This window comes from Asanoa hainanensis (assembly GCF_900188485.1).
GTDB lineage: Bacteria > Actinomycetota > Actinomycetes > Mycobacteriales > Micromonosporaceae > Asanoa > Asanoa hainanensis.
Genome location: NZ_FZPH01000003.1, coordinates 603,331 through 626,416, shown reverse-complemented (window position 1 = coordinate 626,416; position 23,086 = coordinate 603,331). Strand labels below are relative to the sequence as shown.

The 23,086-nt window shown below is 71.0% G+C and carries 23 protein-coding genes; 13 read left to right on the top strand and 10 right to left on the bottom strand.

The genetic code is table 11. The features are described 5' to 3' along the window. Positions 1-4: 4 nt before the first annotated feature. From CHC05_RS10495 to CHC05_RS10485, 3 genes are all read right to left on the bottom strand, one after another. Positions 5-1,111 carry a S8 family serine peptidase gene (locus CHC05_RS10495; protein WP_179266118.1) on the bottom strand — a complete coding sequence of 369 codons (1,107 nt, stop codon included), beginning with the start codon at positions 1,109-1,111 and terminating at the stop codon, positions 5-7. Between the two features lie 1,212 nt (positions 1,112-2,323). Next, positions 2,324-2,746, bottom strand: coding sequence for a hypothetical protein (locus CHC05_RS10490; RefSeq protein ID WP_144022544.1), 423 nt, complete (start codon positions 2,744-2,746; stop codon positions 2,324-2,326). Between the two features lie 87 nt (positions 2,747-2,833). After that, positions 2,834-3,037 carry an acyl-CoA carboxylase subunit epsilon gene (locus CHC05_RS10485; protein ID WP_089247211.1) on the bottom strand — a complete coding sequence of 68 codons (204 nt, stop codon included), beginning with the start codon at positions 3,035-3,037 and terminating at the stop codon, positions 2,834-2,836. 83 nt (positions 3,038-3,120) lie between these two features. Here CHC05_RS10485 and CHC05_RS43015 point away from each other — a divergent pair, with 83 nt between their 5' ends. The 5 genes from CHC05_RS43015 to CHC05_RS10460 all read left to right on the top strand — a co-directional run bounded on the left by CHC05_RS43015 (position 3,121) and on the right by CHC05_RS10460 (position 7,788). Next, positions 3,121-5,289 carry a serine/threonine-protein kinase gene (locus tag CHC05_RS43015; RefSeq protein WP_218824498.1) on the top strand — a complete coding sequence of 723 codons (2,169 nt, stop codon included), beginning with the start codon at positions 3,121-3,123 and terminating at the stop codon, positions 5,287-5,289. Between the two features lie 62 nt (positions 5,290-5,351). Beyond that, positions 5,352-5,561, top strand: coding sequence for a hypothetical protein (locus CHC05_RS10475; protein WP_089247209.1), 210 nt, complete (start codon positions 5,352-5,354; stop codon positions 5,559-5,561). A 14-nt stretch (positions 5,562-5,575) separates the two neighbouring features. Next, on the top strand, positions 5,576-6,316 hold the full coding sequence (locus CHC05_RS10470; RefSeq protein WP_089247207.1) for a M50 family metallopeptidase: 741 nt from the start codon (positions 5,576-5,578) through the stop codon (positions 6,314-6,316). 28 nt (positions 6,317-6,344) lie between these two features. Then, the gene (locus CHC05_RS10465; protein WP_425426732.1) at positions 6,345-6,848 is read left to right on the top strand and encodes a SigE family RNA polymerase sigma factor; all 504 of its coding nucleotides are present in this window, start codon (positions 6,345-6,347) and stop codon (positions 6,846-6,848) included. Continuing rightward, complete coding sequence (locus CHC05_RS10460; protein ID WP_089247205.1) at positions 6,841-7,788, top strand: hypothetical protein; 948 nt, start codon at positions 6,841-6,843, stop codon at positions 7,786-7,788. The genes CHC05_RS10465 and CHC05_RS10460 overlap by 8 nt, the downstream gene beginning before the upstream one ends. Positions 7,789-7,791: 3 nt before the next feature. On the opposite strand, the gene CHC05_RS10455 is transcribed toward CHC05_RS10460, so the two are convergent. Beyond that, positions 7,792-8,304 carry a MarR family winged helix-turn-helix transcriptional regulator gene (locus CHC05_RS10455; protein ID WP_089247203.1) on the bottom strand — a complete coding sequence of 171 codons (513 nt, stop codon included), beginning with the start codon at positions 8,302-8,304 and terminating at the stop codon, positions 7,792-7,794. Positions 8,305-8,385: 81 nt separating this feature from the next. Here CHC05_RS10455 and CHC05_RS10450 point away from each other — a divergent pair, with 81 nt between their 5' ends. Continuing rightward, positions 8,386-9,990 (top strand): LLM class flavin-dependent oxidoreductase, encoded by a 1,605-nt coding sequence (locus CHC05_RS10450; RefSeq protein WP_089247201.1) that lies wholly within the window; start codon positions 8,386-8,388, stop codon positions 9,988-9,990. A gap of 5 nt (positions 9,991-9,995) precedes the next feature. Here CHC05_RS10450 and CHC05_RS10445 read toward each other — a convergent pair whose 3' ends face one another. After that, a complete protein-coding gene (locus CHC05_RS10445; protein ID WP_089247199.1) occupies positions 9,996-11,585 on the bottom strand; it encodes an acyl-CoA carboxylase subunit beta in 1,590 nt (529 codons plus the stop codon). 102 nt (positions 11,586-11,687) lie between these two features. On the opposite strand from CHC05_RS10445, the gene CHC05_RS10440 reads away from it, so the two are divergent. From CHC05_RS10440 to CHC05_RS10430, 3 genes are all read left to right on the top strand, one after another. Beyond that, the gene (locus CHC05_RS10440; protein ID WP_089247197.1) at positions 11,688-12,176 is read left to right on the top strand and encodes a hypothetical protein; all 489 of its coding nucleotides are present in this window, start codon (positions 11,688-11,690) and stop codon (positions 12,174-12,176) included. 22 nt (positions 12,177-12,198) lie between these two features. Continuing rightward, positions 12,199-13,080, top strand: a complete 882-nt coding sequence (locus CHC05_RS10435; RefSeq protein WP_089247195.1) for a biotin--[acetyl-CoA-carboxylase] ligase — start codon at positions 12,199-12,201, stop codon at positions 13,078-13,080. Between the two features lie 80 nt (positions 13,081-13,160). Next, positions 13,161-13,721: a PH domain-containing protein gene (locus CHC05_RS10430; protein ID WP_089247193.1), complete on the top strand. Its 561-nt coding sequence runs from the start codon at positions 13,161-13,163 to the stop codon at positions 13,719-13,721. Here the strand turns inward: CHC05_RS10430 and CHC05_RS10425 are convergent. The 4 genes from CHC05_RS10425 to CHC05_RS10410 form a co-directional block, all read right to left on the bottom strand. Continuing rightward, entirely contained in the window at positions 13,718-14,899 is a 1,182-nt protein-coding gene (locus tag CHC05_RS10425) for a GNAT family N-acetyltransferase (RefSeq protein ID WP_089247191.1), read from the bottom strand. The two genes, CHC05_RS10430 and CHC05_RS10425, sit on opposite strands and share 4 nt — an antisense overlap. Further along, entirely contained in the window at positions 14,896-15,483 is a 588-nt protein-coding gene (locus tag CHC05_RS10420) for a GtrA family protein (RefSeq protein ID WP_089247189.1), read from the bottom strand. The genes CHC05_RS10425 and CHC05_RS10420 overlap by 4 nt, the downstream gene beginning before the upstream one ends. A 70-nt stretch (positions 15,484-15,553) precedes the next feature. Then, positions 15,554-16,105: a GtrA family protein gene (locus tag CHC05_RS10415; RefSeq protein WP_089247187.1), complete on the bottom strand. Its 552-nt coding sequence runs from the start codon at positions 16,103-16,105 to the stop codon at positions 15,554-15,556. 123 nt (positions 16,106-16,228) lie between these two features. After that, entirely contained in the window at positions 16,229-16,987 is a 759-nt protein-coding gene (locus CHC05_RS10410; protein WP_089247185.1) for an RNA polymerase sigma factor, read from the bottom strand. A 402-nt stretch (positions 16,988-17,389) separates the two neighbouring features. Here CHC05_RS10410 and CHC05_RS10405 point away from each other — a divergent pair, with 402 nt between their 5' ends. From CHC05_RS10405 to CHC05_RS10390, 4 genes are read left to right on the top strand one after another with little or no spacing between them, the layout of a single operon-like run. Further along, the gene (locus CHC05_RS10405) at positions 17,390-19,219 is read left to right on the top strand and encodes a phosphoenolpyruvate carboxykinase (GTP) (RefSeq protein ID WP_089247183.1); all 1,830 of its coding nucleotides are present in this window, start codon (positions 17,390-17,392) and stop codon (positions 19,217-19,219) included. Between the two features lie 49 nt (positions 19,220-19,268). Then, a complete protein-coding gene (locus tag CHC05_RS10400; RefSeq protein WP_089247181.1) occupies positions 19,269-20,126 on the top strand; it encodes a hypothetical protein in 858 nt (285 codons plus the stop codon). Further along, on the top strand, positions 20,126-21,280 hold the full coding sequence (locus tag CHC05_RS10395) for a geranylgeranyl reductase family protein (RefSeq protein ID WP_089247179.1): 1,155 nt from the start codon (positions 20,126-20,128) through the stop codon (positions 21,278-21,280). The genes CHC05_RS10400 and CHC05_RS10395 overlap by 1 nt, the downstream gene beginning before the upstream one ends. 10 nt (positions 21,281-21,290) lie before the next feature. Next, positions 21,291-22,061, top strand: coding sequence for an isoprenyl transferase (locus tag CHC05_RS10390; RefSeq protein WP_089247177.1), 771 nt, complete (start codon positions 21,291-21,293; stop codon positions 22,059-22,061). A 7-nt stretch (positions 22,062-22,068) separates the two neighbouring features. Here CHC05_RS10390 and CHC05_RS10385 read toward each other — a convergent pair whose 3' ends face one another. Beyond that, positions 22,069-23,058 carry a zinc-binding dehydrogenase gene (locus CHC05_RS10385; RefSeq protein WP_179266117.1) on the bottom strand — a complete coding sequence of 330 codons (990 nt, stop codon included), beginning with the start codon at positions 23,056-23,058 and terminating at the stop codon, positions 22,069-22,071. Positions 23,059-23,086 lie beyond the last annotated feature (28 nt).

Below are 23,086 nucleotides of genomic sequence, written 5' to 3'. Positions count from 1 at the left end.
GGAGCTACGGTACCGGTCGCCTTCTCGCGCGATGCCGACGGGCAAGCACGATGAGTACGAAGCCCCCGATAAGCCCCCCACCCACAACCAAAGCCACAACCCCGGCAGCACCCCCACCCCCGCCAGGCGGTGCGGCGATGTCGGTAGCGCTCGGCGTGGCGGCCGCTGTGGAGGGCGACAGTGGAGGAATGTCAGCGGTAAGCGCAGCCACGATGTTGATCACCCCAAAGCCATACTCCTCATCCCGCCCAGGCGCGCCCGCGTCTGTAGCTGTGAGGGTCAGGCGACGAATGACTTCCGCCGCAGACAGATCGGGGAAACGACTTCGGACCAAGGCTGCAGCACCAGAAACGATCGCCGTTGAGTCAGATGTTCCGCTGCCTGCGCTGTAACGTCCTCCCGGACGAGTCGTCATGATGTCCACCCCAGGAGCAGTGAGGGTCACGCCTTCGCCCGTGACAGACAATGAAGCAAGTCTGCCGCTGCGATCGGTGGCGCCGACTGCCACCACTCCTGGGTAGAAGGCGGGAAAGCCAATTGAGTTCTGGCCGGGGCGATTTCCGACGCCGGCGACCACGACGACATCACTCGCGATTGCGGCAGCGATGGCAATTCGCAACTCAGCCGAAGGACCGCCATGCGAAGAGACGTTTATTACGTCGGCGCCCTGGGCGACTGCCCAATCGATGGCCTGAGCTGTGAAGCGAGCTCCGCCTTGGGCGCCATCAGGGCTGTCGATGATCGGCAAGATGTGGGCCCCCGGAGCGACGCCAAGTGCGCCGTCGTCTGAGCCGTGCCCATGTGCCGAAATTATCCCGGCCATTCCGGTCCCGTGGCCAACCTCGTCTCGCCTGCCATCGCCGGATGCAGCGACGCCGAACGCTTTGCCCACCAGAAGGTTGCTCGAGAGGTCCGGATGAGGCTCTACACCGGTGTCAATCACCGCGACGGTTGTGCCGGTGCCATCGCTGATCGCGTGAGCGCGCCTAACTTGTAGGAAGTTGAGGTGCCACTGCCGGTCACGAATTTCGTCGGCAACGGCCGGGACGGGTGCTGCAACAGCGCCGCAGACCACGGCGGCCGCGGCAACGGCGAACAACCTGATCTTCACTTGTCGATCCCTATGGCGGGTCCAGGATCGAACCCGGCTGCCACCGCCGGTGGCATGACCACTGCCGGACCGCCCTCGTTGATCTGCCAAGGCTCGCCTAGGTCCTTGCGTGTATTAGAACGGGTCGACTGTGACGAAGGGCCTTGGCCTGTTCCCGGATGACTAGCGAGGTGGCTTCCTGATTGAGGAGTTCCAATTACTCCCCCTACGGGGTTGACCCGCTCCGGGTCCCGTGCGCCGGCACCTGATGGTGCTATGAGACCACTCCCCGCCACAGAACGCTCCGGCCTTGGCACGGTGGACCCAGGGTTGGCGTTCAAGGCGGAGGTCGGCGTTGCGCCTGCTGCTCGGAGGTAATCCTTTCGTTGCCCAGTCTCAGGACGGCTTGCTCTGGTAGCGGGTCCACTCCCGGCGATCACCGCACCGCGAGACCCGTTTGCCTCGCTTGCCGGGTGTGGGTTTGATGGTATGAGGTCTCTCGGCGTCGGCCCGTGGTTCATTGCGTCCCCTTCGGGCCGCCTGACATTTGTTGCTCCCGTGTCGGGCGTGCGCACAGCCTGTACCGCCTGAACCCCGGTCGAGGCCGTCCGCGTGATGATCACCGGAATTGGGGGCCCGCCCTCGATAACCGCTCGATGCTGGTAAGGAGTAGGCCGTCGCAGTTGAACGTGGGCGAGAACTAGCGTCGTGCTCAGGCCGGACATAACGGATCGGGCGCGCGCGTTAACGGCTTCAAGATCGAGTTGTGTCGTTGGCGGAGGGCCAATGGTGGTGCCAGGTAGTTGGCTGGTTTGTTCGGCTTGTACCAGAGCTTCGTAGGTCCTAACAGCTTTCAGTTTTGCCAGGTACTCGGCGTGCAGTTTTGCCATGTCGCTGCGGGTGGCTTCTACGGCCGCCGTGGCGGTGGAGACGGTGGTGTAGTTGGCCGCGGCTACCTCGTGGGTGCTGCGGACGTGCTCGATCAAGTAGTCCAGGCGGGAGATGAAGGCCTGCGAGGCCTTGCTCCGCTCTGGTGGCCAAGCCTCCGCGAGACCGTCGCGGTAGCGCTGGAGGCGGCCGAGGTGTGTGGCGGTCAGTTCCGCCATTCTGCGGAGGCCGGACACGTGTCGCCACTGGGCGTCCGTCTGTTGTGACTCGATCATTCGCCACATCGACGGAGTGTCGTGTGCCTGCCAGTTCGTTGTTGACTCGCGCTGGGGGAGTCCGTCGTTGTCATGCATCTGGTGCGTTCCACCCAGGCACGGGCATGGCGGCAGACGTCGCGTTCAGGGCCTTGTTGACGTCACTCACCCGTGCGGTCGCGAATGCGTCCGCGTTTCGGTACTGGGCGCTGACCGTGCCCGCTGCGGTCGCGAACGCGCCCGTGGCTTCGCGATAGAAGTAGATCAAGTCGGCGGTGTCCAGCGCCGACGCCCGGTGTGCGTCAAGGAATGACCCGAGCTCCGGGAAGTCGTCATGGGCGTTAGGCAGGTCGACGGACATGTCGTCATAAATGCGGGCGACGTGTGGCGCGAAGTTGTCGCGGACTTCCGCGTCCAGCTTGGCGGCGAACTCTTCCATTCGGCCTATGTCCGCTTCGATCGTTGCGTAGTCGCGGAGCCAGGCCGGTGGGAGGTCCTCGTTGGACAGAGCCACGCGCCATCCCTCCTCGTGGTCACCGAGTGGTTGCTGACCGTGAGGCTAGCGCTGCTGCGCTCGAGGGCGCAGCCCTGATTGTGCGATTTAGCGCGGCAGGCCTGAGGCTCGCCAGGCGCCGGGACCGGGAGGCACCGCACCGGGGCGGGCCGATCTCGTCCAAAGTGATGAAACGGGCGAAGCCCCGCCGGGCGCCGGACGGAGGCGGACCGACAGCGCGCCTACCAGGGCCGCCAGCTGCTCGGCGGTTGGCACTCCGCGGGTGACCTTGAACAGGGGTTCCTCCGACATCCCACCAGCGTACGGCCGGTGTACGTCACACGAGTAACTGCCGCCCGTGTGGCTGTCAGGGGGCACAGGTACGGTTTTGGGTGATGTCGATGACTCAGCCGCAGCTCATTGCCGACCGGTATCGGCTCCTCGAACCGCTCGGTCAAGGCGGCATGGGCCGAGTTTGGCGGGCCCTCGACGAGGTGTTGCACCGCGAAGTGGCGATCAAGGAACTCGTCCCGCCCCCGGGGCTCACCGACGACGAGCGTCGGGAGATGCGCGAGCGGTCGTTGCGCGAGGCCCGCGCGATCGCCCGGCTCAACCACATCAACGTGGTACGCATCTTCGACGTTCTCCGCACCGACGGTGATCCGTGGATCGTCATGGAATACGTGGCGTCCCGCTCGCTCCAGGACGTGATCGCCAACGACGGGCCGCTTCCCGTGGTCCGGGTCGCGGAGATCGGGCTCGGCATGCTGGCCGCCCTCCGCACCGCGCACCGCGCCGGGGTCGTGCACCGCGACGTCAAGCCCGCCAACGTGTTGCTGGCCGAAGACGGGCGCGTCGTGCTCACCGACTGGGGGTTGGCCACGATCCCCGGTGACCCCAACGTCACCCGCACCGGGCTGGTGTTGGGCTCGCCCGCCTACATCGCGCCCGAGCGGGCCCGCGACGGCACCTCCGGGCCGCGGACCGACATGTGGTCGTTCGGCGCCACGCTCTACGCCGCGGTCGAAGGGCAGTCGCCGTTCGCCCGGCCCTCCGCCCTGGCCACGCTGGCCGCCCTCGCCACCGAGCCGCCCGCTCCGGCCCGCCGGGCCGGTGCGCTCCGGCCCGTCCTCAGTGGACTGCTGCGCAAGGAGCCCGCCGACCGGATCGACCCGGACGAGGCCGACCGACTATTGCGCCGCGCGTCCGGCCGCAAGACCGTCGCGCGTCGCCCGCTTCTCGACGGGGTACGCCGGCCCACCGCGCTCCGCGACCGCCAGGGCTTCCCGCCCCTCCCGGCCGCACCCTCCTCGCCGGCCGCGCCGACTCCGCAAAGCCCGGCAGCTCCGCTGAGCCCGGCCGCGCACCAGAACGCGACCCCCCAAAACGCGATCACAGCCGCTCCGCAAAGCGCGCCCCCGCACCCGGCGCCACGCCAGCGCACCCCGCACAACCCGCCCGGCGCGGGCGTCTGGCCGATCTCACCAGCCGGCCCCACCGCCGCACCGACCAGCCCGGCGGCGGCACCGGCCTCATCGGCGGCTGCGGCTCCGGCCGTCACCCCGACGTCCCCGGCGGCCCCGACACCGACCTCACCCGCCGCGCCGCCAACACCACCGGCGGACGAAACCCGCCCGGTGGTCGTGCCTGGTGGCCCGACAGCCCGCCCGACCTCGCCGGCCGCCCGCCCGGTCTCGCCCGCAGCCCGCCCGGTCTCACCCGCGGCCCGCCCCGTCTCGCCCGCGGCGCGTCCGGTCTCGCCCGGCGGCCCGGTCGCCCGCCCGATCTCCCCGGCCGGCCGCGCCTCGGTCCCGCCACCACCGCCACCGCCCGCCCAGGGCCGGGTCCACCAGGGCAACCCTCCACGTGGGACAGACCAGCGGACCAGGTCCCTGGCCATCGTGGCCGCGGCGCTGGCGGCCGTCGTACTCATGATGGCCGCCGTCCTGCTCCTCCTCCGCGACAACTCAGACACCAAGAAGAACCCGAACACGGCCCGCACCAACCCGGCGGCCCAGGCGGCCCCCACCAAGGGGGCCACGAAGCCCGCGCCGACGTCGGCGACGACCACCAAGCCACCGGCGCAGCCGACGACACCTCCATCGCCGCCGGCCTTCACGCTCCCGGCGGGCTGGCGCATGCGCGACAACGGCAGCGGGTTCCAGGTGCCGGTGCCCGAGGGCTGGACCTACAGCAACGACGGCGGCGGCCGGGCCCGGTGGACCGAGCCCAACGGCAACCGCTTCCTGCTGATCGACCAGACCCGGAACCCGAAGCCCGACCCGAAGCAGGACTGGCTCAACAACGAGCAGGCGCGCAAGAGCGGCTACCGGAACTACGCCCGGGTCCGGATCGAGACGGTCAAGTACTGGCGTGCCGCGGCGGACTGGGAGTTCACCTACACGTCCAGCAGCGGCACCCGGCTGCACGTGCTCAACCGCGGCTTCGTCACGGCCCGCGACCAGGCGTACTCGATCTACCTCAGCACGCCGGACAGCCAGTGGCGGGCCAGCCAGCCGATGCTCCAAGTGATGATCGAAGGGTTCAAGCCGGCCAGGCGGTAAAACCCGGATTGCCTCCGGTCCCGTTGGGTAATGACACCCGCGGGACGGAAGGAGGTGACGAGATGGTTCACCGGCGACACGGCTCTATTCCGAGCTATCTGCTCTGGGCGCTGGTCGCGATCGGCGACCTCTTGCTCGTCGTGGTCAACGCGGGACTCACCGTGCTGATCACCCTCCTGTGCCTGGCGACCGGCGGCGCGCTGGCCGCCTGCGCGGCGCGGCTGCGGCGCACGCCCGCCACCACGGCCGTGCCCATGAGCCGCGACGCGTAGTACTGTCGCGGGCCATGCGGCTCGACGAGGTGACGGACATCTGGGATCGCCTGTTCGGCGCCCAACCCGACCCACCCTCCTGGCTGGTCGTGGTGACCGCCCTGCTGGCCCTGGCCGTGGTCGCGGTGCGCGGTCCGTGGCGGGTGGCCCGCAACGCGATCACCATCGCCCACGAGGGCGGTCATGCCTTGGCGGCCGTGCTCACCGGGCGCCGGCTGCGCGGCGTGCGCCTGCACTCCGACACGTCGGGGCTGACCCTGTCGGCCGGGCGGCCGACGGGTCCGGGCATGGCGATCACCCTGTTCAGCGGGTACGTGGCCCCGTCGCTGCTCGGGCTGGGCGGTGCGCTGCTGCTCGGCGGCAACCACATCACGCTGCTGCTCTGGGTCACGGTCGTGTTGCTGCTGGCGATGCTGATGCTGATCCGGAACCCGTACGGCGTCTTCTCGGTCGTGCTGACCGGTGCCGTGGTGTTCGCGGTCTCCTGGTTCGGCTCGCCGCAGGTGCAGGCGATCTTCGCGTACCTCGCGGTCTGGTTCCTGCTGATCGGCGGCGTGCGCCCGGTCGGCGAGCTCCAGACGTTGCGCAGCCGGGGCCGGCTGCCCGACTCGGACGCCGACCAACTCGCCCGGGTCACCCACGTGCCGGCGCTCCTCTGGGTCACCCTGTTCGGTGCGGTCGCCCTCGTCGCCCTGCTGGTCGGCGGCTACCTGCTGGCCGAGCCGGTCCTGCGCGCTGCGGGAATCGCCACGTAGCGGCAACCAACTTCGCCGCTCGTGCGTGTTGGTCTTCGTGGACGGGGCGGACTTCGACGAGTTCTACCGGGCCAGCCGGCAGCGGCTGCTCGGTTTCGTCTACGTGCTGACCGGCGATCTGTCCGAGGCGCAGGACGCCGTGCAGGAGGCCTACATCAGGGCCTGGCAGCGCTGGTCGACGGTGCGTGACTACGACGACCCCGAGGCGTGGATGCGAGTGGTCGCCGCCCGGATCGCGGTCAGCCGCTGGCGGAGCCTGCGCAGCCGGGCCCGCGCCTACCTGCGGCACGGCGCGGTCGAGTCGGTGCCGCCGCCGAACACCGACACGGTCGAGGTCGTGGCGGCGTTGCGCCGGCTGCCGGAGGAGCAGCGCACCGCGATCGCGCTCTACTACCTGATGGGCATGCCAGTCGCCGAGGTGGCCCGGGAGACGGGCGCGCCCGAGGGCACCGTGAAGGCCCGCCTGGCCCGCGGCCGGGCCGCGCTGGCCGGGCTGCTCTCCGTCGAGCTGGGTGAGGTGGCGGATGCGTGATCCGGACCTGACCCAACGCCTGGCCGCCGAGCTCGGCCGGGTCGAGTGGCCCGAGGGCGAGGCGCTGCGCCGGATCGCCCGCCGTCGCAGCCGCCGGTCCGCCCTGGCCGCCTCGTTGTCCGTACTCCTGCTGCTGTCCGGTGTCTGGGTCGCGTCCATGCGGCCGTTCCAGGCGCGGACCGAGCCGGCCGACCTCTTCGGCGCGGCAGCGGCTCCACCTCCGGCGGCGACGCAAGCCCCGGCATCGACGGCGACCGCAGCGCCGGAGCCGCCGCCCGCACCGACGCTGGCGCCGAAGACCGTCGGGCCGCACGACCCGGCCTGGATTCCGCCCGAGGCGCTGCTGAGCCCCGAGGACATCGGCCCGGGACTGATCGCCTCCCGCAGCACGGCCGACCAGAAGCAGCCGGTCGGCAACTGGGCGTTCACCCTCACGCCCTGCCCGACGTACCCGAAGGTGCGCACCTACAAAGGGGTGTACGAGTTCCGCCGGCAGCAGACCGTCGAGTATCCGCCGACGATCGAGGGGCGACCCGAGACGGCGACGGCGGTGCTGCACCAGACGGTGATGCGGCTGCCCGGCACCGGTGCGCGGCAGCTCGTCGACGAGGCCGTGGAGGCCGTGGAGGCCTGCCCGAAGTACGTGTCCTCGGTCAACGCCGACACGGCGAAGCGGACGAAGGTCAGCACCTCACACGTCTGGGTGTTGGTCGACCGGGGCTTCGCCGGCGACGACTCCCTGCTGTACCAGCACCTGATGACCGCCGTGACCGGCGACCAGGACGCGGACCTGGGCGGGTCGACGGTGCTGGTGGTGCGGGTCGGCGACCTGGTCACCACCGTGGAGCTGGTCAGCGGCAGCGCCAAGGCGATCAGCCCCGAGAAGCTCGGTGCCCGAACCGCCGCGTGGCTGTGCGCCGCCGCTACGACGCCCTGCTGAGGCTCAGACGCCGCGCGCGAGCTCGGCGACCGCGCGCCGGTGCGGGTCGTCCTGGGCGAGCCGGGCCAGCACCGCGCCGCTGATCTCGGAGAGCGCGTCGAGCTGGTCGGGGGTGAGCAGATCCAGCAGGTACGTCCGGACGGCGGCCACCCGGTCGTCGCTGGCGGCCTCGACCGCCGCGCGGCCGGCCTCGGTGAGCCGGAACACGGCGCCGCGCGAGTCCTCGACGCAGTCCTCCCGCAGCACGAGGCCGCGGGTCTGCATCCGGCCCAGGTGATGGGAGAGCCGGCTCTTCTCCCACTGCACCTCACAGCGCAGCGCGAGCCCGCGCAGGCGGTGGTCCGGCGCGGCGAGCAGCGCGGACAGGATCGCGTAGTCCGCGTGGGAGAGCCCGGTCTCCTGGATCAGCTGGCGGTTGAGCTGGCTGGACAGCAGCGACTGCATCCGGCGGTAGCCGTCCCAGGCCCGCTCCTCGCGCGCGCTCAGAGCCCGGGCCCGGGTTGCGTTGGTGGCCATCCTGTGACGATAGCCATTGGTTGACGTATCAGCCAGTTGCGTTATGGTTGACGCGTCAACCGGGTCTTCGGAGGTACACCAGTGGCCGACTACGGGCATGAGCTCTTGTTCGGAACGTTCGTCACCCCGCGCGCCGACGCGCCCGAGCGGGTCGTCGCTCTCGCCCAGATCGCCGACCAGGCCGGGCTCGACCTGGTGACGGCGCAGGACCACCCGTACCAGGCCGGGTTCCTGGACACCTGGACCCTGCTGTCGATGATCATCGGTCGCACCGAGCGGATCCGGGTCTCGCCCAACGTGGCCAACCTGCCGCTGCGCCCGCCGGCCGTGCTGGCCCGCTCCGCCGCCAGCCTCGACCTGCTCAGCGGTGGCCGGGTCGAGCTGGGCCTCGGCGCCGGCGCGTTCTGGGACGCGATCGTCGCCAACGGAGGCCCGCACCGCACCCCGGCCGAGTCGGTCGAGGCGCTCGAAGAGGGCATCGCGGTGATCCGCGGGATCTGGGGCCAGGACGGGCCGTCGGTACGCGTGAACGGCAAGCACTACCAGGTGCGCGGCGCCAAGGTCGGTCCCGAGCCGGCGCACGACATCGGGATCTGGGTCGGCGCCTACAAGCCGCGGATGCTGCGCCTGATCGGCCGGCTCGCGGACGGCTGGCTGCCGACGCTGGGCTACGTCAAGGCCGACCAGTTGCCGGAGATGAACAAGCTGATCGACGACGCGGCGGTCAAGGCCGGTCGGGCGCCCGAGGCGATCCGCCGGCTGGCCAACTTCAGCGGCGTGTTCGGGCAGGCGGCCGGCGGCGGGTTCGGTGGTGGTGGCGGCGGGGTCTCGGGTTCGCCCGCCGACTGGGCCGAGCAGCTCGCCGAGCTCGCCCTGACCCACGGCCTGAGCGCGTTCATCCTGGCCGCCGACGACGCGACCACGACGCAGCGGTTCGCGGTCGAGGTCGTGCCGGCAGTGCGCGAGTTGGTCGCGGCCGAACGTGCCCACCCCAGGACGCCGGCCCCGTCTCCGGAGCCGGCGCTGTCTCCGGAGACGGCGCCGGTCCAAGAGGCGCCAGACCGGATCGTCGTATCCGGCGAGATCCCCGGCCTCGGCCTCACCCCGACCCCCGACGACGGCACGCGGCTCTCCGACCGCACGCTCTGGGACGAGAGCGAGCGTCCCGTGGCGCCGCGGATCGACGAGGAGCGGAAGTACAGCCGGCACGAGCGGGCGCGCGGCCAGCAGCTGATCGACATCCACGACCACCTCCGGCAGGAGCTGGCCCAGGTACGCGACCTGATCGACCAGGTCGAGGCCGGCATGCTCGGCATCGGCGAGGCGCGTTCGGCGATCAACGAGATGACGCTGCGGCAGAACAACTGGACGCTCGGCACCTACTGCGAGTCGTACTGCCGCCTGATCACCACGCACCACACCATCGAGGACGCCTCGATGCTGCCCAACCTGCGCCGCGCCGACGCCAGGCTCGCACCGGTGACCCTGCGCCTGGAGGACGAGCACAAGGTCATCCACGAGGTGATCGAGAACGTCGACCGGGCGCTGGTCGCACTGGTGGCGGGCGAGGGCGACCTCAAGAGCCTGCGCTCCGAGGTCGACCTGCTGACCGACACGCTACTGAGCCATCTGTCCTATGAGGAGCGTTCCTTGGTTGAGCCGCTGGCCCGCTACGGCGCGCACTAGAAGCCTCAGAGCGGGATGTTGCCGTGCTTCTTCGGCGGCAACGTCTCGCGCTTGGTGCGCAACGCCCGCAGCGCGCGGACGATCTGCGTGCGGGTCTCGTGCGGCGGGATGACCGCGTCGACATAGCCACGCTCCGCCGCGATGTACGGGTTGGCCAGCGTGTCCTCGTACTCCTGGATCTTCGCGGCGCGCAGCGCGACCGGGTCCTCGGCGTCGGCGAGCTCGCTCCGGTAGAGGATGTTGACCGCGCCCTGCGCGCCCATCACGGCGATCTGCGCTGTCGGCCAGGCGAAGTTGAGGTCCGCGCCGAGGTGCTTCGAGCCCATCACGTCGTACGCGCCGCCGTAGGCCTTCCGGGTGATGACCGTGACCTTCGGGACGGTCGCCTCGGCGTACGCGTAGATGAGCTTGGCGCCGCGCCGGATGATGCCGTCCCACTCCTGGCCGGTGCCGGGCAGGAAACCGGGAACGTCCACAAAGGTCAGTACCGGGATGTTGAACGCGTCGCAGGTGCGCACGAACCGCGCGGCCTTCTCGGAGGCGGCGATGTCGAGCGTGCCGGCGAAGTGCTGTGGCTGGTTGGCGACCACACCGACCGGCCGGCCCTCGACCCGGCCGTAGCCGACCACGATGTTCTGCGCGTAGAGCGGCATCACCTCGAGGAACTCGCCGTCGTCGAGCACGTGGGCGATGACCTGCTGCATGTCGTACGGCTGGTTGGCCGAGTCCGGGATCAGCGTGTCGAGCTCGCGGTCCTCGTCGGTGACGGCCAGCGTCGCGGGTGCCTGGACGACCGGCGGTTCGTCGAAGTTGTTCGAGGGCAGGTACGACAGCAGCGCCTTGACGTAGTCGATCGCGTCGTCCTCGTCGCTGGCGAGGTAGTGCGCGTTGCCGCTGCGGGTGTTGTGGGTGCGCGCGCCGCCCAGCTCCTCCATGCCCACGTCCTCGCCGGTGACGGTCTTGATCACGTCGGGGCCGGTGATGAACATGTGCGAGGTCTGGTCGACCATCACGGTGAAGTCGGTGACCGCGGGGGAGTACACCGCGCCACCCGCGCACGGGCCCATGACCAGCGAGATCTGGGGTACGACGCCGGACGCGCGGACGTTGCGGAAGAAGATCTCGCCGTACAGGCCCAGGGAGACCACGCCCTCCTGGATCCGCGCGCCGCCCGAGTCGTTGATGCCGATCACTGGGCAGCCGGTCTTCATCGCTAGGTCCATCACCTTGACGATCTTCTGGCCGAAGACCTCGCCGAGCGAGCCGCCGAAGACCGTGAAGTCCTGGGCGAACACGCAGACCGGGCGCCCGTCGACGGTGCCGTAGCCGGTGATCACGCCGTCGCCGTACGGGCGGGTCTTGTCGAGTCCGAACGCGACCGACCGGTGCCGGGCGAGCTCGTCGAGCTCGACGAAGCTGCCCTCGTCGAGCAGCATCTCGATCCGTTCACGAGCCGTCTTCTTGCCCCGCGCGTGCTGCTTCTCGACCGCGCGCGCCGAGCCCGCATGGGTGGCGTCATCGCTCCGGGCCGCGAGGTCGGCGAGCCGCCCGGCGGTGGTGTGGATGTCGACCTCGGCGCTGCGTTGATCTGTCACGGCCCGATCGTAACGACGCTCGACCTGATCAAGGCTGTGCGGTTGGTCTCGACACCTGGCTAGCGTTTCGTGCCGAATGCCCCATTCGTTATAGCTCACGTGATGATGGTCGTCGGGTTGTTCTTCCTGATCGGAGGCGTCGGCGTCCTCCTCACGATGAACCGGCTGCTGTGGCCGCTCGCCGAGAGCGCCCCGGCCGGTGGCCCGGGCAAGCCCGGGCGCACGCCGGTGGCGGGCGGCCGGCCGGGGCCGGCCCGCCACCCGCGCGACCGGGCTCGGACGCCGACCAACCGGGCCCGTCGCCCACCGCCGACCGAACCAGCGCCGCCCGCGGACCGCCGCGCCCGCGCGGCACAGACCCCGCCGGGTCGCCGTGCCCGCGCGCCGCAACGGGAAGCGACGTCGTCCCAGGGGCGCCGCGCCTGGGCGGCCGAGGCCGAGCCCACCCCGCCGCCGACCCGGCAGCAGCGCGGCGCAGCGGCCCAACAGCCGCCGTCGCGGGCGCGGGTCAAGGTGGTCACCGTGCCTGATCCGGCACCATCGCGCGCGGCCCCAGGCGGGCGGGTCTACGGCGGCGCCCGGCGGGCATGATCTCGGGTCGTAGGCTTGTCGGGTGCCTGGCTCGCCTTACACCGACCTTGACCGCCCGCCCCTGAACGCGCGAGCGCTCGAACGGGCGCTGGTCGGCCCTGGCGAGCTGTGGACCAGCCTCGACGTGCGCACCGAAACCGAGTCCACCAACGCCGACGTCGCCCAAGCCGCCCGGGAAGGAGCCCCCGAAGGGTTGGTCGAGGTCGCCGAGCGCCAGACCGCCGGCCGGGGCCGGCTGGGTCGCGCGTGGCAGTCGCCGCCGCGCGCCGGGATCGCGGTCAGCGTGCTGCTGCGTCCGGGTGCCGCCGAGCCCGAGCGGGGCTGGCGGCCGCTGCCGGCGAAGGCGTACGCGTGGCTGCCCCTGCTGGCCGGCGTCGCGGTCGCGGAGGCGGTGATCCGCCTGGCCGAGCTGCCGGACGGGGTGCTGCCCGCCCTCAAATGGCCCAACGACCTGCTGGTCGGCGACGCGAAGTGCGCCGGCATCCTGGCCGAGGGCGTGCCCGACGGTGGTGGCGGCCCGGCGGTCGTGCTCGGCATCGGGCTCAACGTGACCCTGCGCGCCGACGAGCTGCCCGAGCGCCCGAGCGGCCCGAAGGCCACCTCGCTGCGGCTGGCCGGCGCCGAGGTGACCGACCGCGACCCACTGCTGCGGGCCACGCTGCGCGGCCTGGCGACCTGGTACGAGCGTTGGCGCGAGGCCGACGGCGACGCCTCGGCCAGCGGGCTGCGCGGCGCCTACCTCAGCCGCTGCGCCACGGTGGGCCGCGAGGTGCGGGTGCTGCTGCCGGGCGGTGCCGAGTTCACCGGCGAGGCGACCGGCGTCGACGACAGCGGCCGGCTGGTCGTGCGTACCGCGCAAGGAGAGCGCACCGTCGCCGCGGGTGACGTGCTGCACCTGCGCTGACACCCGACACCTCCGGGACTACGCCGCCATGCGGCGAGGCAGTAGGTTCACCCCGACAAAAGTGTGCGCGGAGGTGTGCCGTGGCTTTTCCCGACGACGTGTTGACCACTGAGGAACGCGTGGTGCTCCACGTGCACCCGCACTGGAAGACGCTCGCCCGTCCGATCCTGCTGGCCGTCCTCGTGGTCGCGGCGGCCGTGGTCGCGCTGGTCTTCGTGCCGAGCGGCCTCGGGCAGCTCGTCATCGGCGCCGCCGCGCTGGTCGTGCTGGTCTGGTTGCTGCTGCGGCCGGTGCTGGTCCGCCAGACCACCCACTACGTCTTCACCGATCAGCGGATCCTGCTCCAGGTCGGCATCTTCAACCGCGACCGGCACGACATCCCGCTGAGCCGGGTCAACGACCACTCGATGAACCAGCACTTCCTCGAGCGCCTGCTCGGCACCGGCACGCTGGTCATCGAGTCGGCGGGGGAGCGCGGCCAGCAGGTGCTGCACGACATCCCGCACGTCGAGAAGGTGCAGACGCTGCTCTACGAGCTCGTCGAGGCCGACCACGACAAGGGCACCCTCGACGAGGGCGAGATGCGCGAGATCATGCGGGAGCACCGCGAGGCGTCGGCCGACGGCGCGGAGACCGTCTAGAACTGCGCGAAGACGTACGGCGGCCGCGCGGGGAACAGGTCGCGCAGGGCCTCGGCGGCTTCCAGCGGGATGGTGCCGAGGCCGCGCAGGCCGATCTCGACCGGGTCGAGCACGCCGTAGACCAGCGCCGACAGGCCTGCGGCGGACAACGACGCGGCCGGCGGCGCGTCGCTGCGGTCGACCAGCAGGGTGCCTCCGGTGCCGTCCAGGTGATAGCGGCCGGCCAGCAGCGCGTCGTCGACCACCTCGACGGTGATCGCGACCGGGCCGGCCTCGATGCCTTCGAGGCCTTCGAGCGACAGCACGCGGGCCATCGGGGCGTGCGCGCCGAGCGACCGCGCGTCGGCCGTCGTCTCGACCAGCAGGTCGTCGGCCCACAGTTCCGGCGTGTCGCCCGGCAGCACCGAGAGCTTCACGCGGTCGACCTGGTCGGTGTGGCGGGCCAGGAAGCTGAGCACCAGCGCACGGCCGTGCGGACCCGTGTGCAACAGGGTGTCGCCGGACAGCTCACCGAGGTGGTCGTCGATCCGGTACGGCAGCGAGCCGACCACCTCGCCGTCGACGTGGGCGGTGACCACCCACTTGCGGTCGTCGCGCAGGGAGACCGCCCGGAAGTCGGGGAACGACGCGAACCCGTGGAGCCGGTCGCGCAGCCGCAGGGTCAGCGCCCGGTGGTCGTCGTAGCCGTCGGCGATCCGCCGCCAGCGCAGCTCACCGGGCAGGTCGGCGCGGAGCAGGCCGGCCAGGCCGTCCGGCGAGAACGTGGCGGTGCGGTCCTGCGGAAGGTTCACGTACCCGAAGCGGGCGTAGAACGACGGCCGGAACGGATAGAGCGTCGAGACCGGGTTGCCGTCGTCGCGCATCTCCTCGAGCAGCTGGTTGAGCAGCGTGCGTACGAGACCCCGACGGCGGGCCAGCGGGTGCGTCGCGATGCTGGCGACGCCGGCCATGGGCAGGACGAGGCCGCGTACGTTCTGCTGCATCGGAATGGCCGCCACGGTGGCCAGGGTGACGCCGTCCTCCTCGGCGACCAGCGTGTGGTTGCCCGAGTGGTACGGCAGGAACTCCCGGTAGTGCGCGGAGACGGCGTGCTCGGTCGGCGACTTGTCGAACGCGTACGACTGGAGCGGGAACGACGTGGTCAGCCGCTCGTCGCCGCTGATCCGGCGGATTCTCAACGGTGGCGGCGCGCGGAACCGGCGGACTCGAACTCTTCGACCACTTCGGCCAGCTCGGCCACCGGGTCGAAGGTGGCGATCACGTCGCCGTCGAGGTGGTGGTCGTTCTGCCTGACCGTGGCCACGGAGGGCAGCGCCACCTCGGGTGCCGGCGCGGCCCGGAAGACGAAGGTCCGGTAGGTGTAGAACCGGAAGATCGTGGCCAGGCCCAGGCCGAGGAACTTGAAGACGTTGAGCCACAGCAGGCTGTGCATGTCCAGGCCGTACTTGGCGATGCCCAGCACGCCGAGCTCGATCACCAGGCCGGTGGCGTTGAACAGCACGAACAGGGTGGTTTCCCGCCGGATGGCCGACTTCGGGCGATCGCGGTAGGTCCAGTGCCGGTTCATGAAGTACGACGTGATGGTCGCGAAGACGGTCGCGACCACGTTGGCCTTGAGCTGCCCGTTGTGGAAGATCGTGAGCGCGAGGGCGTTGAACACCACGAAGTTGATCACGGTGTTGACGCCACCGACGATGCCGAACTTCAGCGCCTCGCGGAGGAGCTTGTTCCACCGCTCGGGCATGATCCGGTCCGCGCGCATTGGGCCACCTTACGGGAGACGGGCGATTCAGTTCGTGCGGACGACTGGCGCTGGGTGGGAAGTCACGTCCTTAGTCACCCTTGGTCACCGTCAGCGATGCGGACGGTGTCTGCGCCGATATTGCCGCATCGACGAAAACGAAGCGCCGGTAGGACCAGAAACGGAAGAGCGTGCCGAACGCCGTGCCGATGAACTGACCGGAGATGTTGTCGGCCAGCGTGGTCTGGAAGACGGCCGGCCACATCGCGCCCAGGATGTAGTGGCTGATACCCAGGCAGGCCAGGCCTATGCCGAGGCCAACAGCATTGAAGAAGAAATAGAGCAGGTATTCGCGGTGCAGGCCGCTGCGCTCCCGATGCCGCCAGGTCCAGAACCGGTTGCCGACGAAGGCCAGCGTCGCCGCGATCACCGTGGAGATCGTCTTGGCGAGCAGCGGCGGGGTGCCGTCGCCGGAGATCAGCAGGTTGAAGATCACCAGATCGACGAGGAACGCGATGCCGCCGACCGTGCCGAACTTGCCCAGCTCTTTGACCAGATGACCGAACCGGCCGCGCAGTCTGGCCACCACCCCGGAGGGGGCGGCCGAAGATGACGACTCGTCGTCGGCAACGGTTGCGGACACGGGCCGAGACTACCGTCTGTGCGCACGCCCCGTTCGCGACGTCCGAAACGTGTGACCAGACGGTGATCGTGGTGAGCGCGGCCGGCGCGGTCCGTGACCACACCGGCATCGCCCGTGATTATCTCAGCCCGCGGCCGGGAGATCCGCCAGTTCGTCGAGCGCCGCCCGGCAGTCCGCGCACGTGGCCAGGTGGCCGTCGACCGTGCTGCGGGCCCGCCGGGCCAGCCGCCCGCGCAGATAGCCGGCCAGCCGGGCGGCGACCTGGCGGCAGGCCGGCGCGTCGGCGGGTGTCACGTGCTCCTGCAGGTAGATCTGCCGCAGGCGTTCCCTGGCCCGGAAGGCCAGGGCGGCGACCCCGCCCGGGGTCAGGCCGAGCCGCCCGGCCACCTGGGCCGGCGACTCACCCTGCACCGCGGTGTGCCAGAGCACGGCCCGCCAGCGCTCGGGGAGCCGGGCGAACGCGCGGGCGGCGTAGAGCCGGTCGAGTTGGGCCACCGTGGGGTCGGCGAACGGCACGCCGGACTCGTAGCGGCTGAGATCGTCGGTGAACTCCACGCGCTGCTCGGACCGGAGCCGGTCGTACCGCAGGTGCTTGAGCGTCGTGTAGAGGTAGGGCCGGAAGGCGCGGGCGGGGCCGCGCCCCGCCCGGAGCGTGGCGAGCACCTTGGCGAACGTCTCGGCGACGAGATCGTCCGCGTCGGCGCGGTCCCGGGTGAGCGTGCCGGCGAGGCGGCGGGCCCCTCCGGCATGTCGGACATAGAGGGTGCCGTACGCCCCGGTGTCTCCGGAGCGGACGGCCTCGACAAGATCCGCGTCGGACGGCTCGTCGTCGCCGTCAGCGGGTTCCGGTCGCTGGTCGGTTGTGGTCGTCGGGCTGGTCATGCCGCCTCCAGGGGGAGGAATGGGGCGGAAATGCCTATAGGGAATGTGAGGGAGAAAACCCTCGTTATGAGGAAAAGCGTAGGTCACTCCGTAGCGTGAGGGAAGAGGCGTTTTGGCAGCCCGGGGCGCCGATGGGTGGGTCCGCGTCCTGCCGAGCGCCCAGGTGTCACCGACCCGGAAGAGGGATGTCGATGGACGAGATGCGCGAATGTGCGCGGGAGAGCGTGACATCCAACGGGGAAATCCAAAACGTCCGTCCCTTGTGCAGATTTTCACAACCGGCCGCGCTGCCCTTAACGGTCATTCGGTTTAGTCTGAGTTGAACCCCGAGATGCACTGGCGTGGCGCGAGCCCGCCCGGTTTGTGCACCCATAGGTCAGCGTCGACCGCGAGGAGTTCACAATGACTGCAAGTCCGGCCACCCTGCCCGGCGCCGACGAAGCGCCCACCTCCCATCCCCGGCTGCTCGCCTGGGTCAACGAGGTCGCCGAGCTCACCAGACCCGACCGCGTGGTGTGGGTCGACGGGTCCGATGAGGAATGGACCCGCCTCACCGACGAGCTCGTCGAGGCCGGCACGCTCGTCCGTCTCGACGACGCCAAGCGCCCCAACTCGTTCTGGGCGCGCACCGACCCGACCGACGTCGCCCGGGTCGAGGAGCGCACCTTCATCTGCTCGGTCGACGAGGCCGACGCCGGGCCGACCAACAACTGGATGGCGCCCGCCGAGATGAAGCGGGAGATGACCGAGCTCTACCGCGGCTGCATGCGCGGCCGGACGATGTACGTCATCCCGTTCTGCATGGGCCCGATCGAGGCCGAGAACCCGATGTTCGGTGTCGAGCTCACCGACAGCGCGTACGTGGTCGCCTCGATGCGCATCATGACCCGGATGGGCACCACGGTGCTGGACGCGATGGGCGACGACGCCGACTTCGTGCCGGCCCTGCACTCGCTGGGCGCGCCGCTGTCGCCGGACGAGGCCGACGTGCCCTGGCCGTGCAGCGACACGAAATACATCTCGCACTTCCCGGAGACCCGCGAGATCTGGTCGTACGGGTCCGGCTACGGCGGCAATTCGCTGCTTGGCAAGAAGTGCTACTCGTTGCGCATCGCCAGCGTCATGGCCCGCGACGAGGGCTGGCTCGCCGAGCACATGCTCATCATGAAGCTGACCTCGCCCGAGGGTGTCGTCAAGTACGTGGCCGGGGCGTTCCCGTCGGCCTGTGGCAAGACCAACCTCGCGATGCTGGAGCCGACCATCCCGGGCTGGAAGGTCGAGACGATCGGCGACGACATCGCCTGGATGCGGTTCGGCGAGGACGGCCGGCTGTACGCGGTCAACCCGGAGTTCGGCCTGTTCGGCGTCGCGCCGGGCACCGACTACCGGACCAACCCCAACGCGATGCGTACGCTCGCCCGGGGTAACTCGGTGTTCACCAACGTCGCGCTGACCGACGACGGCGACATCTGGTGGGAGGGCATGGGCGAGCCGCCCGCGCACCTCACCGACTGGAAGGGCCAGTCGTGGACCCCGGAGAGCGGCGAGCTGTCGTCGCACCCCAACAGCCGGTTCTGCACGCCGATCGGGCAGTGCCCGATCATCGCGCCGGAGTACACCGACCCGGCGGGTGTGCCGATCGACGCGATCCTGTTCGGCGGCCGGCGCAAGACGACGATCCCGCTGGTGACCGAGGCCCGCGACTGGGTGCACGGCGTCTACCTCGGCGCGACGCTGTCGTCGGAGACCACCGCCGCCGCGGCCGGCCAGGTCGGCGTGGTGCGCCGCGACCCGATGGCGATGCTGCCGTTCATCGGCTACAACGCGGGCGACTACTTCGCGCACTGGATCGAGATGGGCAAGGGCGCGGGCGCCGACACGGCCCGCCTGCCGAAGATCTTCTACGTCAACTGGTTCCGGCGGGACGAGGACGGCGGCTTCCTCTGGCCGGGCTTCGGTGAGAACTCCCGGGTTCTCAAGTGGATCGTCGAGCGGCTCGACGGCACGGCCGAGGCGGTCGAGACCGCGATCGGGCACGTGCCGACGCCGGACGCCCTCGACCTGTCCGGGCTCGACCTGACGCCGGAGGCCGTAGCGGCCGCCCTGCGCGTGGACGCCGACGAGTGGCGCGCGGAGCTCCCGCAGGTCACCGAGTGGTTCGAGAAGTTCGGCGACAAGCTGCCGGGCGTGCTCTGGGCGGAGCTCGACGCCCTCAAGGCCCGCCTGAGCTGACGTTGCCTTCGGGAGGCCCGACGGGGCGGGCCTCCCTACACTCACGGGCATGCCCCCGACGGTGCGCGCGTTGGTCGCGCTCCTCTATGCCACGGCCGCGGCCACCGTCGCGGTCGAGCTCGTCAACTGGGCGTACGCGCCGGAGCAGGGCTTCGGACTGGCGGTGCGCACCGGCTGGGCGCTGATCCGCTCGTTCGGTTTCCTGATCCTCGTCTGGCACGTGCGCCGTGGCCGGGCCGGTGCCAAGCCGCTCGGCCTGATCCTCGCGGTGACCACCGTTTTCGCCGTCGGCCGGCTGGTGGTGCCGCGCTCGGGTGTGCCGCCGCTGCCCGGTGCGATCGGCTTCGTGCTGCTCACCGGGCTCTGCCTCGCGGTGGTCGTGCTGCTCTACCGCGTGCCGACAGTGGGCGCCCACCTCGTGCGGCATCCCAACCGGCTCGTGCTCGACCGCCGCGGCATCGGCTGGCAGGAAGGCGTGCCGCGCCGGCCGCCGGTCGCCGGCTGGACGCTGACCGCCCGGGTCGCCGCGTTCACGTACCCGGCGCTGATGGTGGTGCCGGCGCTGGTGGCGCTGGGCGAGGCCGGCCTGCGCCGGCTGCCGCTCGTGCTCGGCTGGCTGCTGTTCGCGATCGTCGTCGGCAACGCCCTGCTGCCGATCGCCATCTTCCTGCTGCGCGACCGGGCCTGGGCGCGGGTGGCTCTGGTCGTCGTGACGGCCGCGGTGCTGCTGGTCGACCTGCCGCTGTGTTGGCTGCTGCTCGGCGTCGACGGGCTGGTCCGCGACGGCGTGCCGCTGGTGGTCGCGGCCGGACTGACGCTCTGGGGCGTCGCGCGCTCGCGGACCACGGCGGCTGCCCGCGTCCCGGCACCGCGCGCGGAGGCCCCCGTCCCGGATACGGTTTCGTGATGATCGATTACGACGTGCTCGTCGTCGGTGCCGGCCCCGCCGGCGCCACGGCGGCGGTGGCCGCGCGCCGGGCCGGCGCCAGCGTGCTGCTGCTCGACCGGTCCAGCTTCCCGCGCGACAAGACCTGCGGTGACGGCATCGCGCCGCACGTGCTCGACGTGCTGGCCGGGCTCGGCGTCGACGACATCGCGGCGGGCTACGCGCCGGTGCGGTCGCTGAGCCTGGAGACACCCGACGGGGTGGCCGCTGGTGAACTGCGCAGACCCGACTACACGATTCCGCGGTACGTGCTGGACGCGCGCATCGTCGACGCGGCCGTCGGCGCTGGCGCGGAGCTCCGCCGGCACCTGGTCCGGTCGGTGCGGGTGGAGGCCGACCGGGTCGTGGTCGACGACACGCTCGCGGCCAAGGTGCTGATCGGCGCCGACGGTGCCGGTTCGGTGGTCCGCCGGGCGCTCGGCCACCGCCCCAACCAGGGCCGGCACCTGGCCGTCGCGATGCGCGGCTACGTGGCGTTCCCGGGGCTGACCGATCAGCGGATCGTCACCTCGGGGCCGCGGTGGCCCGCGTACGCCTGGGCGTTCCCGATCGGCGATGGTACGGCGAACGTGGGCTACGGCGAGGTGATGCGGGGTCGGCCGCTCAGCCGCAAGCACCTGCTCGACCGGATGGCGGATCTGTTGCCCGAGATCGATCTCGCCGACGTCACCCGGTTGCGCGCCCATCACCTGCCGTTGTCGACCTCGCGGCCGGCGCTCGGTGCCGGACGGGTGGTGCTGGTCGGCGACGCCCACTCGCTGATCAATCCGTTCACCGGGGAGGGCATCTTCTACGCGGTGCTGTCCGGCTCGCTGGCCGGGCACGCGGCCGCGGTCACGCCCGCCCACGCGGCGCGGACGTACGCCACGGCACTGCGCCGCCGGCTCGGCCGGCACCTGCGGCACAGCGCCGCGGCGGCCTGGCTGGCCCGCACGCCGGCGGTGATCCAGGCCGCGGTCCGGGCCGCCGGAGCCGACCGCCGGGTCTTCGACTCGATCGTCGAACTCGGCCTCGGCGACGGACTGTTACAGCCCCGTACGCTGGGGCGCATCGCCCGCGAGTTGACCGTTCGGACAGAACAAGCTCGTCCTTTCGTCCATGGCGGGGGTCGCTAGTCTGCAAGTGATGAATCTGCGTGATCTCGTCTATTCGATCTACGAACGGCGGCTGACTGCTCGGCTGGCCGGCAAGCCCGTGCCCCGCCACGTCGGCGTGATGTGCGACGGCAACCGCCGCTGGGCCAAGGAGATGGGGTACGTCGACCCCAACGACGGCCACCGGGTCGGCGCGGCGAAGATCAAGCATCTGCTGGGCTGGTGTGACGAATCAGGCGTCGAGCACGTGACGCTCTACCTGCTGGCCACCGACAACCTGCGCCGCCCGGCGGCCCAGCTCGACCCGCTGCTCCAGATCATCGAGGACCTGGTGGTCGAGCTCGCCGAGGACGCGAACCCGTGGCGGCTCCGCATCGTGGGCGCGCTCGACCTGCTGCCCGCCCAGACCGCGGCCGCGCTCAAGGCGGCCCAGGAACGCACCCGCGACCGGGTCGGCGGGGCCGAGGTCAACATCGCGGTCGGCTACGGAGGCCGCCGGGAGATCGCCGACGCGGTCCGCTCGCTGCTGCAGGAGCACGCGTCCCGGGGCGGCACCCTGGAGGAGCTGGCCGAGGTGCTCGACGTCGACCACATCGCCGAGCACCTCTACACCCGCGGCCAGCCCGACCCCGACCTGGTCATCCGCACGAGCGGCGAACAGCGGCTCTCGGGCTTCCTGCTCTGGCAGTCGGCCCACTCGGAGTTCTACTTCTGCGACGCGAACTGGCCGGACTTCCGCCGGGTCGACTTCCTCCGCGCCCTACGCTCCTACGCCAGCCGCCAACGCCGCTACGGCGCTTAGGCTCGGCTCAGGCGACGCGTACGACGATTTTGCCCGCGGGTGGGTTGGTCTGTTCCGCGATCATGGTGGGTACCTGGTCGAAGGACCGGACCTTGCCTACCGGGGTGGTGAGGGCTCCCTGACCTGCCAGCTCGGCCAGTCGGGCCCAGACGACGGCCTCGCCCTCCCGCGAGTGGGCGTCGGCCAGTACGCCGACCGCTGAGTAGTTGCGGAGCAGCATGTCGACCGGGTCGAGGGTCACCGGCGCGCCCGAGGCGAAGCCGACGATGGCCAGCCGGCCCCCTCGGCCCAGGGCCTTGGCGGCCGCGGCGGCGGTGTCGCCGCCGACCACGTCGTAGACCACGTCGGCGCCCTTGCCGCCGGTCGCCGCCAGGAGTTCCTTCGTGAGGTCGGTGCTGTGCCGGCTCACCGCGTGGTCGGCGCCGATGGATCGGCAGAACGCGAGCTTCTCCGGGCTGCCGGCGACCGCGGTCACCGTCGCGCCGAGGGCCTTGCCGAGCTGGATCGCGGCCACGCCCGAGCTGCCCGCGGCGCCCAGCACGACCAGGTGCTCGCCGGGGCGCAGGGCCGCGCGTTCGACCAGACCGGCATACGCGGTGCGGTAGGCGATCGGGAAGCCGGCCGCCTGCTCGTCCGTGAAGCCCGCCGGGGCCGCGACGGCCGAGCCCGCCCGCACGTACGCGTACTCCGCGTAGCCGCCCCAGCCGCGCAGGAAGGCGGTGATGCCCATGATCCGCTCGCCGACCGTGAACGGTGCGTCCGCCCCGACCGCGACCACGTCGCCGCAGACCTCCTCGCCGAGGCCGAACGGCGGCTCACCCAGCAGGGGGAACGCGCCCGCTGCCATCATCGCGTCGGGATAGCCGGCGCCGGCGGCGCGTACCCGCACGAGCACCTCACCGGCCGGCGGATCGTCGTACCGGAGGCGTTCCTGGCGCACCACCTCCCGTGGGTCGCCAAAAGCCAACAACCGCCACGCCACACCCTCGGTTACCACGACGTCCTCCTGTCGGACATGTTGTCGG